Origin of the sequence: Sphingomonas cannabina, assembly GCF_021391395.1 — a bacterium.
GTDB lineage: Bacteria > Pseudomonadota > Alphaproteobacteria > Sphingomonadales > Sphingomonadaceae > Sphingomonas > Sphingomonas cannabina.
This window is the reverse complement of the sequence record NZ_CP090059.1, coordinates 2,663,738-2,676,433: the sequence shown is the minus strand read 5'-3', so window position 1 is coordinate 2,676,433 and position 12,696 is coordinate 2,663,738. Positions and strand designations below refer to the sequence as shown.

Here is a 12,696-nt window from a genome sequence, read left to right as displayed (position 1 = left end):
CTCTTGCGCCTTTAGGCCCGCAGCCGCGTCTCGACCGCATCGTGGAAGATGCGGATGCCGCGTTCGAGACCGCCCAGCGTGATCCGCTCGACCGCGCCCGAGGCGAGGCCCTGCTGACCGAGCTCGGCCGCACGGAAATCCTCTGCGCCGAACACGCGGCCGTCGAGCAACGCCCAGCTCCGCTCCCAATGATCGCGGGCCTGATCCGTGACGGGGGCTTCGGGGATCAGCATGAAATCCTCGACCAGCACGCGGCCTTCGGACTGCGGCATCAGCACCATGAGGTTGATGTAGTCCGGGCTGGCGACGAGCACCGCGCCCGGGAACATCTGGTAGGTGAAGGTGATCGCGCGGCGCAGCTCCGCCCAGTCGCGGGAAGAGAGCGTTGCCTCGTCGGCATCGCGGCCGACCGCGGAGCGCTGGTGCGGCCCGATCGTGTCGGCAGTGGAGACGCCGTCCTTGAAGAACTTGCCGATCGTCTCCGAATGGAGACGGGCGACGTGGTAGCTCTCCAGGAACGCGTCCATGATCAGCTTCCAGTTGGCGGCGACGTCATGGGTGCGGCGGCGGAACAGGTGCTGGCCGGCAAGGTCGAATGCCTCGAAATCCTGCGCGAGCGCGCGCGGTTCGGCAAAGTCCGCGTCGTCGGCGAAGGAAAACCAGATCAGGCCACCGCCTTCGTAGGTCGGCAGGCGTCTCAATCCATATTCGGCCTTGTCGAGTCCGGGGAAGGTCTCAGGCCGCGGTACGCCGACCAGGCGGCCGTCGGTGGCGTAGGTCCAGGCGTGATAGGGACAGACGAGGCGTGGCGCCTTCACGCACTCCTGTCCCTCCACTAGTCTCGTGCCGCGATGGCGGCAGACGTTGAGGAAGACGTGCGCCTCGCCGTTGCCGTCGCGGGTGACGAGCAGCGGCTTGCCGAGGCCGTCATGCGGTACGGCCATGTTGCGGTCGGGCAGCAGGACCGAAGGCGCGATCACCAGTGGCACGCGGGCGAAAATGCGTGCGCGCTCCGCGGCGAACACTTCCGGCGAGGTATAGACGCTCGCCTCGACGTAGCTGATCGCATCGGCGGCGCGGCTGCCGCCTTCAGCGAGACGGGCGGCGAGCGCGAGCTGGCCGCTGGTGGGCGCGTTCATCCTTCCTCTCCCGATCTTTTGCGTTAGTGTCGTACGGTTACGGGTGGGGAGCAAGTGGATGGCGGCACGGGTCGACGGAAGTGCGGAAGGCGGGTGGCTGACGGCGATTGCGCCCTATGTTCGTCCCCGGCCGATCGCGGCCTTGCTGCTGGGCATAACGAGCGGGTTCCCGCTGGCGCTGCTGCTCGGCACGATGACCTTCTGGCTGGCGAAGGTCGGCATCGACAAGAAGACGATCGGCTTCGCCGTCGGCCTGACGACACCCTACACGCTCAAGTTCCTATGGGCGCCGCTCATCGACCGTGTGCGCCTGCCGCTTCTCTCGGCGCTGTTCGGGCAGCGGCGCGCCTGGCTGTTCCTGATCATGGCGCTGCTGTTCGGCGCCGTCTGGATGCTGGGAGCGAGCGCGCCTGAAAAGCATCTCGGCGTGTTCGCCTTCTGGGCGATCGTCACCGCCTTCCTTGGGGCGACCCAGGACATCGTCATCGATGCCTATCGCATCGAGATCCTTTCGGACGAGGAGCTTCCCTACGGCACCGCCAACAACCAGTTCGGCTATCGCCTCGGCGCGTTCTTCGCGGGGGTGGGGACGATCGCGATCGCCTCGCCCGAGGGCCTGGGGCTCGGTTGGGCGATGGCTTATGGATTGACCGGCCTTTGCGTGATTCCGGGGCTTCTAGCTGCGCTTTGGGCTGGACCGGGGCTGCATGAACGCGCGGTCGAGGCCGAGTCGCGCCGATCCTTCGCCCGGTGGCTGGAAGAGACCATCGTCGGCCCGTTCCGCGAATTCTTCGCCCGCCGCGGCGCCGTGCTGATCCTGCTGTTCGTGCTGATCTACAAGCTCGGTGATGCGATGGGGCAGGCGATGCTGAACCCGATGATCGTCGAGCTCGGCTTCACCGACACCGAGTTCGTGGCGATCAACAAGCTCGTCGGCTTCTGGGGGCTGATCGTGGGTGTCGCGCTGGCGCCACCGTTTATGGCCCGGCTCGGCATGGGGCGTGCCCTGTTTGCGTCCGGCGTACTCATGATGCTGAGCAACCTGACCTTTGCGATCCTGGCATCTCAAGGGCATTCGACCACCTGGCTTACCATCGCGGTCGCGACGGAGCAGGTGACGAGCGGCATGGGGCTCGCGGTATTCGTGACCTACCTGTCGGGGCTGTCGAACCTCGCCTATACCGCCACGCAGTTCGCGCTGCTGTCCTCGTTCGCATCCGTAGGGCGGACGTGGCTGTCGACGCCGGCCGGCTATGCCGCCGATACGCTCGGCTGGGTGGGCTTCTGGATCATGACCACGCTGGTGGCGGTGCCCGGCATGGTGCTGCTGTGGCTCCTGTGGAAGCGCGGCTTCGTGGTCGACAGCATTCGCCAGGTCGAGGCCGAGCCGCCGCCCGCATCCCGCGAAAGCGCCGGCGAAGCGCGAGAGGGGGCGCCGGCGTGATCCTCTGTCGAAGCGCGTCTCGCCGCGTGCACGAGGGCCTCAGGACAGGAGCCGGAAACCCGCGGAAAACCGTCGAAGGTCACGAAAGTCATAGGTAAAGCGGCCCCCGTCCGGATGGCGTCTTCCGGTATCGGGCATCCGAAAATGTTGACTAAGTTGACTCAGGTCGTGTGGCTGCGAGCCGGTCCGCCTTGAACGCTGCACGGACGCGACGGCGGCGCGTCAGGGACGCTACGGCAACGCGGCACAGGCGCTACGGCGACGCGACACGGACGCGGCAGGGGCGCGACATGGATGAGATCGACGGGATCAAAGAGCGGACCGGCGCTCGCGCGGCTAGGACCGGGCGAGCTCAGCAGGCGAAATCCTACATTGCAAGATGTCCAATGCCCCTGCGAAGACAGACACCCAGGCCGTAAGCGCCGCCTTCGCAGGAGCACGGGTTCGTTTCTCAGGACCGATCCTAGCCTCCGAGCGGCAGGCCCAAATCGGCGAAGGCGATCGCAAGGGCCGTCGCGGTGGCGAGCGGGCCGGCCGCATCGCGCGTGCCGAGCAGATCGGCGAGCAGCAGGCCTGCAGCGCGCTCATTGGTGAGGCAGGTCTGCAGCACGCTGAGGATGCCCGCTTCGGCCGGAGTCAGCCGGGCACAGCACCAGGGAGCGATCTGGATCGGTCCGGTCGTGGCGGACGACAGCTCCATCATCAGCGTGCGCAGCAGAACGAGCGGGCGGCGGAAATCCTTGCCGAACGCGGTCATGAAGCTGTGCGCGACGCAGGCGTCGTCCAGCCCGCGCGCGCCCATCTGGCGAAAGCCGAACAGGATCAGCCGCGCGGCGGGATCATCGGGCGGGAGCGGCTGGAACAACGCTTGGAAGGATTGGGTGGTCGTCATGGAATCGGCTCCGCTGATGGCGCCGATCCAATGTCTCTTGTCTGCTATTGCAAGTCAATCGCAATTAAACGGGTCACATGGGCGGCTCGTCGTTGAGTGCCAGAACGATGCCGGCGAGATAGAGCGAGCCGAGGATCAGCGTGGTGCCGGCGGGCGCCGCATCGAGTGCGGCGGGGACGTCCGGCGCGGTATCGGCAGGAATGCCGAACTCGCCGGCGAGTTCGGCGAGGACCTCCGGCGCATGATGTTCGTGGCCAGGAACCGGCACCGCCGTCAGCGAGGCGACCAGCGGCGCGAAGGGGGCGAGCAGGCCGGCGGCGTCCTTGTTGACGAGCATGCCGAGGATCAGGTGGACCTGGCCGTCGCCGAGCTGGTCGGCGAGCGCCGCGGCAACCGCGTCGGCGGCGGCGGGATTATGGCCGCCGTCGAGCCAGACCGGGCCCTTCGCCCGGCGGGTGAGCGGACCGTCGGCAAGGCGCTGCATCCGCGCTGGCCAGCGCGCGGCGAGCGGGGCGGCGCGCAGCGATTCCTCCGCGACGGGCACGCGATCCTGGTTGCGGATCATCTCGATCGCGAGGGCCAGATTGGCGTGCTGGTGCGTGCCGATCAGCGCAGGGCCTGGCGTGCGGATACTGCCGCGGCCGTCCTGGATCGAGAGGCTGGCGTCATCCTCGATGCGGAACGACCAGTCTTCCCCTTCGGCAACGATCTTCGCCTCGCCGGCGCCGTGCGCGATCGCGGCACGGATATTGAAGCTCTGGGAGTGGATCACCAGCGGACGGCCCGGCTTGCCGATGCCGGCCTTTTCATAGGCGATGCTCTCGATCGTGTCGCCGAGAAAGGCCTGGTGATCGATACCGAGTTGGGCGATGCCGCAGACGGCCGGGTCGGCGATGACGTTGGTGGCATCGAGCCGGCCGCCGAGGCCCACCTCGATCACGCAGGCGTCGGCCGGAGTCTCGGCGAAGGCGAGGAAGGCGGCGGCGGTGGTGACCTCGAAGAAGCTCGCGCCGATCCCTTCGGCATGGTCGAGCACGCGTTCGAGCAGCGCGGCGAGCGCGGCGTCGTCGATCAGCTTGCCGGCAAGGCGGATGCGCTCGTTGAAGCGGACGAGATGGGGCGAGGTGTAGACGTGGACCAGCTTATCGTCCGCCTCCAGCGCGGCGCGGAGGAAGGCGCAGGTCGAGCCCTTGCCGTTGGTGCCGGCGACATGGAACACCGGCGGCAGCGCGAAATGCGGGTCGCCGAGGCGCGCGAGCAGCTCCGTGACGCGGGAAAGGCCGAGGATGTCGGCGCCGGGGGACAATGCCCACAGGCGATCGAGCTGAGCCTGGACGGCGGGGTCTGTGGAGACGGCGAAATCCATCTATCTAACTCCCTCTCCCCGCCGGGGAGAGGGCCGGGGAGAGGGGCAGTGCGACAGGCAGGCGGTCTCGGTGAGACACCTTCCCCTCTCCCAACCCTCTCCCCAAAGGGGAGAGGGCTTTTGATTGTTCATGCCGCTTTCCGCTCCGCGCTGAGATAACCGACCAACCGCGCGAGAGACGCCTTAAGCTCCTTGCGCGCCACGACCATGTCGATGAGGCCATGGTCGAGATAATATTCCGACGTCTGGAAATCGTCGGGCAGCTTCTCGCGGATGGTGTTCTCGATCACGCGGCGGCCGGTGAAGGCGAGCGTCGCCTTGGGCTCGGCGATCTGGACGTCGCCGAGCATCGCATAGGCGGCCATCACGCCGCCCGAGGTCGGGTCGGTCAGCACGACGATGTAGGGCAGGCCTGCGTCGTGCAGCATCTCGATGGCGACGGTCGAGCGCGGCATCTGCATGAGGCTGAGGATGCCCTCCTGCATGCGCGCGCCGCCCGAGGCGGTGAAGACGATGAAGGGGGCATCGTTCGCGATCGCGGCCTCGCAGCCGGCGACGAAGGCCTCGCCCACCGCCTGGCCCATCGACCCGCCCATGAAGGCGAAATCCTGCACGCCGATCACCGCCTTGCGGCCGTCGATCATGCCGAGCGCGTTGACGAAGGCGTCCTGCTCGTTGGTCGCTGCCCGCGCGGCCTTGAGACGGTCGGTGTAGCGCTTCGAATCGCGGAAGCGGAGCGGATCCTCCGCGACTTTGGGGCTGGGCAGCACCTGCCAGCTTCCCTCGTCGAAATGATATTGGAAACGCAGCTGCGGCCCGATGCGCTCGTGATGCTCGCAATGCGGGCAGACGTAGAGGTTCTCCTCCAGCTCCTTGACGAACACCATCTGACCGCAGCCCTTGCACTTGTGCCAGAGGTTGTCGGTGGTCTGCGCGCCGCGGGTGACGACGGCGGAAATGGCGTTGCGGACGCGGCTGAGCCAGCTCATGCGGGTTCCTTCCTTGCGGCGCGGATCGCGGCCGCGAGCGACGCGATATAATCGCGGACCGGGCCGGATGCATCTGCGCCGTGCTTGGCGACGAGATCGACGATCGCCGAGCCGACGACGACGCCGTCCGCCACCGCGGCCACTGCGGCCGCCTGTTCGGGCGTGCGGATGCCGAAACCGACTGCAACGGGCAGGTCGGTGGCGGACTTGAGCCGGCCGACCGCCTCGGCGATCGAGGCTTGCGCGGCCTGCTGGAGACCGGTGATGCCCGCGACCGAGACGTAGTAGAGGAAGCCGCCGGCGTCGCCCAGCACCGCGGGCAGACGCGCGGCGTCGGTGGTCGGCGTGGCGAGGCGGATCAGCGCGACGTCCTTCGCCCGGAGCGCGGGGCCGAGCGCATCGTCCTCCTCGGGGGGCACGTCGACGCAGATCACGCCGTCGACGCCGGCCGCCGCGCAGGCGTCGGCGAACCATTCGGCGCCGCGGCGGAGCATCGGGTTGGCGTAACCCATCAGCACCAGCGGCGTGTCCGGGTGCCGCTCGCGGAAGCCTTTGGCGAGCGCGAGGATGTCGGCGGTGGTGGTGCCCGCCGCGAGGCTGCGCAGGTTCGCCGCCTGGATCGCCGGGCCGTCGGCCATCGGATCGGTGAAGGGCATCCCCAGCTCGATCACGTCGGCACCGCCCTCGACCAGCGCGTCGAGGATCGCCGGGGTGGCGGCGGGAGAGGGATCACCGGCGGTGACGAAGGTCACGAGCGCGGGACAGCCCTTGGCGAAGGCGGCGGAGAGGCGGGTCGCCGCTCCATGGGAAAGGGTCATATCCCCGCCCCCAGCGCTTCGGCGACGGTGAAGATATCCTTGTCGCCGCGGCCGGAGACATTGACGACGATGATCTGATCTTCGCGCATTTCCCGTGCCTTGGCTTCGAGAGCTGCCAGCGCGTGCGAGCTTTCGAGGGCGGGAATGATGCCTTCTGCGCGGCAGCAGAGCTGGAACGCGTCCAGCGCCTGCCGGTCGGTGATCGGAAGATACTCGACGCGGCCGCTCTCGTGCAGCCAGCTGTGCTCGGGGCCGATGCCCGGGTAGTCGAGCCCGGCCGAGATCGAATGCGCCTCGGTGATCTGGCCGTCCTCGTCCTGGAGCAGATAGGTCTTGTTGCCGTGGAGAATGCCGGGCGCACCGCCGGTGAGGCTGGCGGCGTGCTGGCCGGTCTCGATGCCGTGCCCCGCCGCCTCGACGCCGAGCATCGCCACGTCGGGATCGTCGAGGAAGGGGTGGAACAGCCCGATCGCGTTCGATCCGCCGCCGACCGCCGCGATCAGCAGGTCCGGAAGGCGCCCCTCCGCCTTCAGCATCTGCGCGCGCGTCTCCTTGCCGATCACGGCCTGGAAATCGCGGACGAGCTCGGGATAGGGGTGCGGGCCGGCGGCGGTGCCGATGATGTAGAAGGTGTCGTGGACGTTCGCGACCCAGTGGCGCAGCGCCTCGTTCATCGCGTCCTTGAGCGTCTGCGCGCCCGAGGTGACCGGCTCCACCTCGGCGCCGAGCAGCTTCATGCGGAACACGTTGGGCTTCTGCCGCTCGACGTCCTTGGCGCCCATGAAGATCGTGCAGGGCAGGCCGAAGCGCGCGGCGACGGTCGCGGTGGCGACGCCGTGCTGGCCGGCGCCGGTCTCGGCGATGATCCGCGTCTTGCCCATGCGGCGGGCGAGCAGGATCTGGCCGATGCAGTTGTTGATCTTGTGCGCGCCGGTGTGGTTGAGCTCCTCGCGCTTGAAGTAGATCTTGGCGCCCAGGCCGGCCGGCGCGCCCTCGCGGTAATGCGCGGTCAGGCGCTCGGCGTAATAGAGCGGGCTCGGGCGGCCGACATAATGCTCGAGCAGTCCGTCGAACTCCGCCTGGAAGGCGGGATCGTCCTTGGCCGCGCGATATTCCCGCTCGAGATCGAGGATCAGCGGCATCAGCGTCTCGGCGACGTAGCGGCCGCCGAACCGGCCGAAATGCCCGCGTTCGTCCGGTTGATTGCGCAGGGAATTGGGCAGGGAAGCAGTGTCGGTCATGTCTCTCTCACGGATTCAGGATGGCGTTCGCTGGCTCGGGGCAAGCGATCAGCGCCATCGAGAACCGATGCGGACGGGAACGGACAGCCTCAACATTGCGCCACCGCTTTAAGGAAAGCGGCGATCTTGTCCACATCCTTGACGCCCGGCGCGCTCTCGACACCCGAGGAGACGTCGACCAGCCGCGCGCCGGTGCGCCCGATCGCCTCGCCGACGTTGCCTACGTCGAGCCCGCCGGAGAGCGCCCAGGGCAGCGGATGCGCGAAGCCGTCGAGCAGTGTCCAATCGAAGCGCAAGCCCATGCCGCCGGGCAGCGCGGCGGTGTCGGGGGTCTTGGCGTCATAGAGGATTAGGTCGGCCGCGCCGCGATAGCCGCGTGCCGCATCGAGGTCGGCACCGGCCTTGACCGGAACCGCGACCCAGGTCTCGCGGCCATGGCGGGCGCGGATTGCGGCGGCACGCTCGGGCGCGACCTTGTGGAGCTGGAGCGCGTCGAGCCATGGGACGACGCTGTCGAGCAGCGCGTCGTCGGGGTCGACGAACACGCCGACCCGGGTCACGCGTGCCGGTACGCGCCCGGCCAGCGCCGCCAACCGTTCCGGCGGAACGTGGCGCGGACTCGGTGGGAACACCACGAAGCCGACATGGCTCGCCCCTCCGTCGACGGCGGCGGCGAGCGTTTCGGGCGTCGAGAGGCCGCAGATCTTGGCGCTGGCAGGCATCAGGCAAGCGGCTTTTCGAGAACCACCATGAACATCGGCGGATCGAGCGGAATGGGAAAATCGCGCCGCTCCCCGGTGAGTGCGTAGCCGCGGCGCTCATAATAGGCGATCAGCTCGGCGCGCGTGTCGATCACTGTCATCTCGATGCGATCGGCGCCGAATTCGCTGCGGGCGCAATCCTCGGCAGCGGTCAGCAGCAGCTTGCCGATGCCGCCGGCCTGGAGGCGCGGTTCGACGCAGAGCTGGCCGAGATAGGCGAGGCCGCCGCCGAGCCCCGTCACCGAGACGCAGCCGAGCAGCGTGCCGTCGCCGCGTTCGGCGACCAGCAGGCGCTGCTCCGGGCTGGCGATGATGCCCTCCAGCACGTCGAGGCTGGTGCGCGGGTCCTCGAGCAGGTCCGCCTCGTGCGTCCATCCCTCGCGCGCGCTGTCGCCGCGGTAGGCGCGCTCGATCACCGGATGCAGGCCGGGCAGGTCCCCGCGCGTCGCGAGGCGAATCATGAGGTCGGATGACATCGCGGCGGGATAGCTCGCGCGTTCGCCGCCGCAACGATGATTTTCCTGAGGCGTGGCAGATGCTAGGTTCTGGGTCATGGATATCGATCAGATCGTGCGCTTCTTCGAGCAGCGCAAGCGCCTGACGAACGCGCTGCTGGTGCTGGCGTCGGCCGTCGCCATCTTCCTCGCGGGAATGGAATTCGGCGAGTTCCTGGCGATCGTGACCGGCGCCGCCTGAACCGCGCTACAGCGTCGCCTCGATCGCCCGGGCCGCCTGGTCGGGGTCTTCGGCCTGGGTGATCGGGCGGCCGACCACCAGGATCGAGGCGCCCGAATCGAGCGCCTGACGGGGCGAGACCACGCGCTTCTGATCGGCGGCGTGGCTGTTGAGCGGACGCACCCCCGGCACCACGAAGAAACCGTCGTGCCAGAGCTTGCGTGCCGCGGCGACTTCCTCGCCCGAGCAGACGATGCCGTCGATGCCCGCCGAGCGCGCGAGCTCGGTCAGCCGCAGCACCTGTTCGTGCGGATCGGGCTTGAGGCCGATCGAGGTCAGGTCGTCGCCGTCGAGGCTGGTCAGCATCGTCACCGCGACGACCTTGGTGTCGAGCGGCGCGGCGGCCTTGGCATCCTCCATCATCGCGCGGCCGCCGGCGGCATGGACGGTGAGGATCGCCGGCTCCAGCGGGCGGAGCGCCTGGATCGCCTTGGCGACGGTGTTGGGAATGTCGTGGAGCTTGAGGTCGAGGAACACCGGCAGGCCGATGTCGGCCATCTCGCGCACTCCCGTGCGACCATTGGCCAGGAAGAACTCGAGGCCGAGCTTGATCCCGCCGACGTGGTTGCGCACCCGCATCGCCAATGCCTTGGCGCGGTCGAGGTCCGGCGTATCGAGGGCGACGAACAGCGGGCTCACAGCAGCGTCCCCGGAAGCGGCGAGGCGCTCTCCTCAGCCACGGGGGGTGGCGGTGGCGGCGTGGCGGTGGCCTGGCGCAGGTCGGCGACGGTGCGCTCGGTGGTGGCGAGGCGGTTGCGCAGCCGCCAGCGGGTGGTGAGCCAGGCGAGCCACATCGGGACCAGCCCGGCGAGGAAGCACACCAGCATCAGCAGCGGCAGGTTCACGTCGGCGACGAGGCCGCCCCACAGCGCCAGCGGCACCGTCGTCCAATTGTTGATCGCGAAGGCGACCCCGAGACCGACCATGAGGACGATCAGCAATGTCTTGAGGAATTGCATGAGCGTGGACCTTATGTGCGTCTGCGGCAAATGGCCACCCCGATCAGCCGATCTCCTGCCGCAGCTGTTCGAAAAGGCCCGGAATCGCGGTGAGGCGCGATTCCTCCGCGTCGAGGATGGCGAGGAAGGCAGCGCGCTTGATCGCGGCGATCCGTCCCGGTTTCAGGCTGACGTTGAGGGGCAGGGTGGAAACGACGATGTCGACCAGCCGGTCGGCGCCGTGGAGACGTCCCCACAGATAGTCGTTCTCGCGATAGGCACGGCTGAAGAAGGCGCCGAAATTGTTGAACTGGATGCCCTTCAGCGTCGCCGCGGCGCCGCCGGCGCGGATCGCCTTGGCATCATCCGGGGAGATGCGGTCGACCTTTACGGGATCGAACTCGTCGAGCCCCTCGCCCTGGAGCAGCGGCAAGGTGGCGATGTCGAAGAAGGGGAAGCCCAGATAGGCGAGCAGCAGCGGCCGGCGCAGCTCCTTGGGCAGCGCGGAAAAGCCCTCGGACAGGCGGCGATCGGTCTCGGCGTCGATGCCGGGGAGGTCCATCGCGGCGGCGAGCGCATCGAGCAGCGGGCCGGCGTCGTCGCCGAGATGGCGGACCTGGTCGCGCAGCGCCTTGTGCCGGTCGCTGTCCTGGAGATCGAGATAGCGGGCGAGGCTTTCGTAGAGCGCGTCGCGGAACGGCTGGAGCCGCTGGTCGTCGCCGCCCGTATCCATCTCGGTCAGCCGCCGCGCCAGCAGCCGCAGCCGACGGATGCGGAAGCCGAGGTCGTGCGCGCGCAGGAAATGGACGATCGCCGAGTTCACGGAGAGCTCGCCCGCGGTGGCCGGCGTAACGCCCCGAGCAGCGATCGCGGCGCCGACGCGATCACGCAGATGCTGCCGGCGATCCGGACTGGTTTCCCCCCCGGCGCGTTCGAGCAGGTCCGCCGTGAGTGCGGTCACATCGACCAGCTTGAGCCGGGCATAGGCCGAATAGGACAGGCCGGCATTCTTGGCCGCGGCGATCTGGGCGCGCCGTCGCCAAGCCGCGAGCCGCGACGTCGTCGGATAGTCTAGGAACAGCGTATAGCCGAAGATGCCCATTACCGCGCCCTCGACCTCGGCGCGTAGCCCCTCCAGGATCGCGTGCATCCGCTCGATCCGCTCGGTCCGCGCCGCGATCGCGTCGAGATTGTCGCGGATCGGCTGTTGGCGGGGGAGCTCGGAAAGTGCGCCGATGATGGTCTGGAAGAAACCGGGCTGCTCGGCGGCGGTCGAGCCCAGTGAGAAATGGAAGCCTGGTACCGGATCGACATAGACGAAGCGGCGGTCGATCTGGCGCTTGGCGGGACGATCGCGCAGCGCGTCGATCGCGGGGCGGAAAGGGGCATTGGCGAGCACCGATCCGTCGATCAGCACAGCGCTCTCGGCGGCGTTGGCGGCGGAATGGCGCGGCAATACGCGCTCTACGAAGGCCTGGCGCGTCGGCCATTCGAGTTTGCGCTCAGCCACCACCTCATCGATCTCGGCGAGGCGGAGCGGCGGGAAGGCTCCGGGGAAGCTCGAGGTCGCGCGTGCGGCGAAGGCGAGCTCGATCGGCTCGCCACAGCTTCCCTCGCCGTCGTCGGAGAAGGGGAAGATCAGCCGGTGCTCGGTCTCGACCACCTCCGGCGGCGAATTGAGCCGGAGCCGTTCGGGATGGCCGCGGAAATCGGTGACGGTGACGAACAGGTCGAGCGGCTGCCCCTCCGGCAACAGGCGCGGTCCCTTGGGGCCGGCGGCCATCGCGTCGAGCGCGTCGAACATCATGTGGGTGAAGCGCTTGCCGCCGAATGGCGGCTCGAACCAGCGGGCGCGGACGAAGCGCTGGAGCTTGCGGCCGACCTCTTCGCGGGTCGCCGGCTCGACCGTTTCGGCGATCGCATCGCGGCTGGCCGCCATCCAGGCGATCGGCGCCGCCCACAGCTTCGAGAAGGGATTGGGCGCGGCATCCGGATCGAGCAGCGCCTCGACATCGGCATAGTCGAACCACATCTGGGTGAGCGGATCGAGCGACTGGCCGGCGGCGATCGCTTGCGCCAGGAAGATGCCGTTGATCCCGCCAGCGCTGGCGCCGGCGATGATGTCCACCAGCACGCGCAGCCGCAGTTCGGCACTGTCGGCGATCTCCTCCAGCAGCGCATGATAGACGCCCTGGCTGCCGCCGGCGCGTTCGGATCCTTCATGAAAGGCATGGCTGGCGCGGATGAGGCGCCAGATCTCTCCGGTGATGCCATGCATGTAGACGGCGAGGCTGATGCCGCCATAGCAGACCAGCGCCAGCCTCAGTTCCTTCTCCCGCATGGCTTCCGGTTAGCCGTTCAAGGGCATCGAAG

General features: G+C 68.4%; 13 protein-coding genes. 2 read left to right on the top strand and 11 right to left on the bottom strand.

Annotation, left to right across the window (positions count from 1 at the left end):
* Positions 1–11 precede the first annotated feature (11 nt).
* Positions 12–1,139: an aromatic ring-hydroxylating oxygenase subunit alpha gene (locus LZK98_RS12865; RefSeq protein ID WP_233782775.1), complete on the bottom strand. Its 1,128-nt coding sequence runs from the start codon at positions 1,137–1,139 to the stop codon at positions 12–14.
* A 58-nt stretch (positions 1,140–1,197) separates the two neighbouring features.
* Here LZK98_RS12865 and LZK98_RS12860 point away from each other — a divergent pair, with 58 nt between their 5' ends.
* A complete protein-coding gene (locus tag LZK98_RS12860) occupies positions 1,198–2,583 on the top strand; it encodes an AmpG family muropeptide MFS transporter (protein ID WP_233782774.1) in 1,386 nt (461 codons plus the stop codon).
* Between the two features lie 463 nt (positions 2,584–3,046).
* On the opposite strand, the gene LZK98_RS12855 is transcribed toward LZK98_RS12860, so the two are convergent.
* The 7 genes from LZK98_RS12855 to LZK98_RS12825 all read right to left on the bottom strand — a co-directional run bounded on the left by LZK98_RS12855 (position 3,047) and on the right by LZK98_RS12825 (position 9,126).
* Positions 3,047–3,475, bottom strand: coding sequence for a DUF6628 family protein (locus tag LZK98_RS12855; RefSeq protein ID WP_233782773.1), 429 nt, complete (start codon positions 3,473–3,475; stop codon positions 3,047–3,049).
* Between the two features lie 73 nt (positions 3,476–3,548).
* On the bottom strand, positions 3,549–4,841 hold the full coding sequence (locus tag LZK98_RS12850) for a bifunctional folylpolyglutamate synthase/dihydrofolate synthase (RefSeq protein WP_233782772.1): 1,293 nt from the start codon (positions 4,839–4,841) through the stop codon (positions 3,549–3,551).
* A gap of 128 nt (positions 4,842–4,969) precedes the next feature.
* Entirely contained in the window at positions 4,970–5,830 is an 861-nt protein-coding gene (accD, locus tag LZK98_RS12845; RefSeq protein ID WP_233782771.1) for an acetyl-CoA carboxylase, carboxyltransferase subunit beta, read from the bottom strand.
* Positions 5,827–6,648, bottom strand: coding sequence for a tryptophan synthase subunit alpha (gene trpA / locus LZK98_RS12840; protein WP_233782770.1), 822 nt, complete (start codon positions 6,646–6,648; stop codon positions 5,827–5,829). Before trpA ends, accD begins: the two co-directional genes overlap by 4 nt.
* On the bottom strand, positions 6,645–7,889 hold the full coding sequence (gene trpB, locus LZK98_RS12835) for a tryptophan synthase subunit beta (RefSeq protein ID WP_233782769.1): 1,245 nt from the start codon (positions 7,887–7,889) through the stop codon (positions 6,645–6,647). Before trpB ends, trpA begins: the two co-directional genes overlap by 4 nt.
* 89 nt (positions 7,890–7,978) lie before the next feature.
* Positions 7,979–8,611 (bottom strand): phosphoribosylanthranilate isomerase, encoded by a 633-nt coding sequence (locus LZK98_RS12830; RefSeq protein WP_233782768.1) that lies wholly within the window; start codon positions 8,609–8,611, stop codon positions 7,979–7,981.
* A complete protein-coding gene (locus LZK98_RS12825) occupies positions 8,611–9,126 on the bottom strand; it encodes a GNAT family N-acetyltransferase (protein ID WP_233782767.1) in 516 nt (171 codons plus the stop codon). The genes LZK98_RS12830 and LZK98_RS12825 overlap by 1 nt, the downstream gene beginning before the upstream one ends.
* A gap of 76 nt (positions 9,127–9,202) precedes the next feature.
* On the opposite strand from LZK98_RS12825, the gene LZK98_RS12820 reads away from it, so the two are divergent.
* Positions 9,203–9,346, top strand: coding sequence for a hypothetical protein (locus LZK98_RS12820; protein WP_233782766.1), 144 nt, complete (start codon positions 9,203–9,205; stop codon positions 9,344–9,346).
* Between the two features lie 6 nt (positions 9,347–9,352).
* Here the strand turns inward: LZK98_RS12820 and pyrF are convergent, their stop codons facing one another.
* From pyrF to LZK98_RS12805, 3 genes are read right to left on the bottom strand one after another with little or no spacing between them, the layout of a single operon-like run.
* Positions 9,353–9,964, bottom strand: a complete 612-nt coding sequence (gene pyrF / locus LZK98_RS12815; protein ID WP_233786580.1) for an orotidine-5'-phosphate decarboxylase — start codon at positions 9,962–9,964, stop codon at positions 9,353–9,355.
* Between the two features lie 56 nt (positions 9,965–10,020).
* A complete protein-coding gene (locus LZK98_RS12810; protein WP_233782765.1) occupies positions 10,021–10,344 on the bottom strand; it encodes a LapA family protein in 324 nt (107 codons plus the stop codon).
* Positions 10,345–10,387: 43 nt separating this feature from the next.
* On the bottom strand, positions 10,388–12,664 hold the full coding sequence (locus LZK98_RS12805; protein WP_233782764.1) for a patatin-like protein: 2,277 nt from the start codon (positions 12,662–12,664) through the stop codon (positions 10,388–10,390).
* Positions 12,665–12,696 lie beyond the last annotated feature (32 nt).

Coding starts and splice junctions, on each gene's coding strand:
- LZK98_RS12865 (WP_233782775.1), bottom strand. CDS start 1,139: ATGAACGCGCCCACCAGCGGCCAGCTCGCGCTCGCCGCCCGTCTCGCT.
- LZK98_RS12860 (WP_233782774.1), top strand. CDS start 1,198: ATGGCGGCACGGGTCGACGGAAGTGCGGAAGGCGGGTGGCTGACGGCG.
- LZK98_RS12855 (WP_233782773.1), bottom strand. CDS start 3,475: ATGACGACCACCCAATCCTTCCAAGCGTTGTTCCAGCCGCTCCCGCCC.
- LZK98_RS12850 (WP_233782772.1), bottom strand. CDS start 4,841: ATGGATTTCGCCGTCTCCACAGACCCCGCCGTCCAGGCTCAGCTCGAT.
- accD (WP_233782771.1), bottom strand. CDS start 5,830: ATGAGCTGGCTCAGCCGCGTCCGCAACGCCATTTCCGCCGTCGTCACC.
- trpA (WP_233782770.1), bottom strand. CDS start 6,648: ATGACCCTTTCCCATGGAGCGGCGACCCGCCTCTCCGCCGCCTTCGCC.
- trpB (WP_233782769.1), bottom strand. CDS start 7,889: ATGACCGACACTGCTTCCCTGCCCAATTCCCTGCGCAATCAACCGGAC.
- LZK98_RS12830 (WP_233782768.1), bottom strand. CDS start 8,611: ATGCCTGCCAGCGCCAAGATCTGCGGCCTCTCGACGCCCGAAACGCTC.
- LZK98_RS12825 (WP_233782767.1), bottom strand. CDS start 9,126: ATGTCATCCGACCTCATGATTCGCCTCGCGACGCGCGGGGACCTGCCC.
- LZK98_RS12820 (WP_233782766.1), top strand. CDS start 9,203: ATGGATATCGATCAGATCGTGCGCTTCTTCGAGCAGCGCAAGCGCCTG.
- pyrF (WP_233786580.1), bottom strand. CDS start 9,964: ATGCGGGTGCGCAACCACGTCGGCGGGATCAAGCTCGGCCTCGAGTTC.
- LZK98_RS12810 (WP_233782765.1), bottom strand. CDS start 10,344: ATGCAATTCCTCAAGACATTGCTGATCGTCCTCATGGTCGGTCTCGGG.
- LZK98_RS12805 (WP_233782764.1), bottom strand. CDS start 12,664: ATGCGGGAGAAGGAACTGAGGCTGGCGCTGGTCTGCTATGGCGGCATC.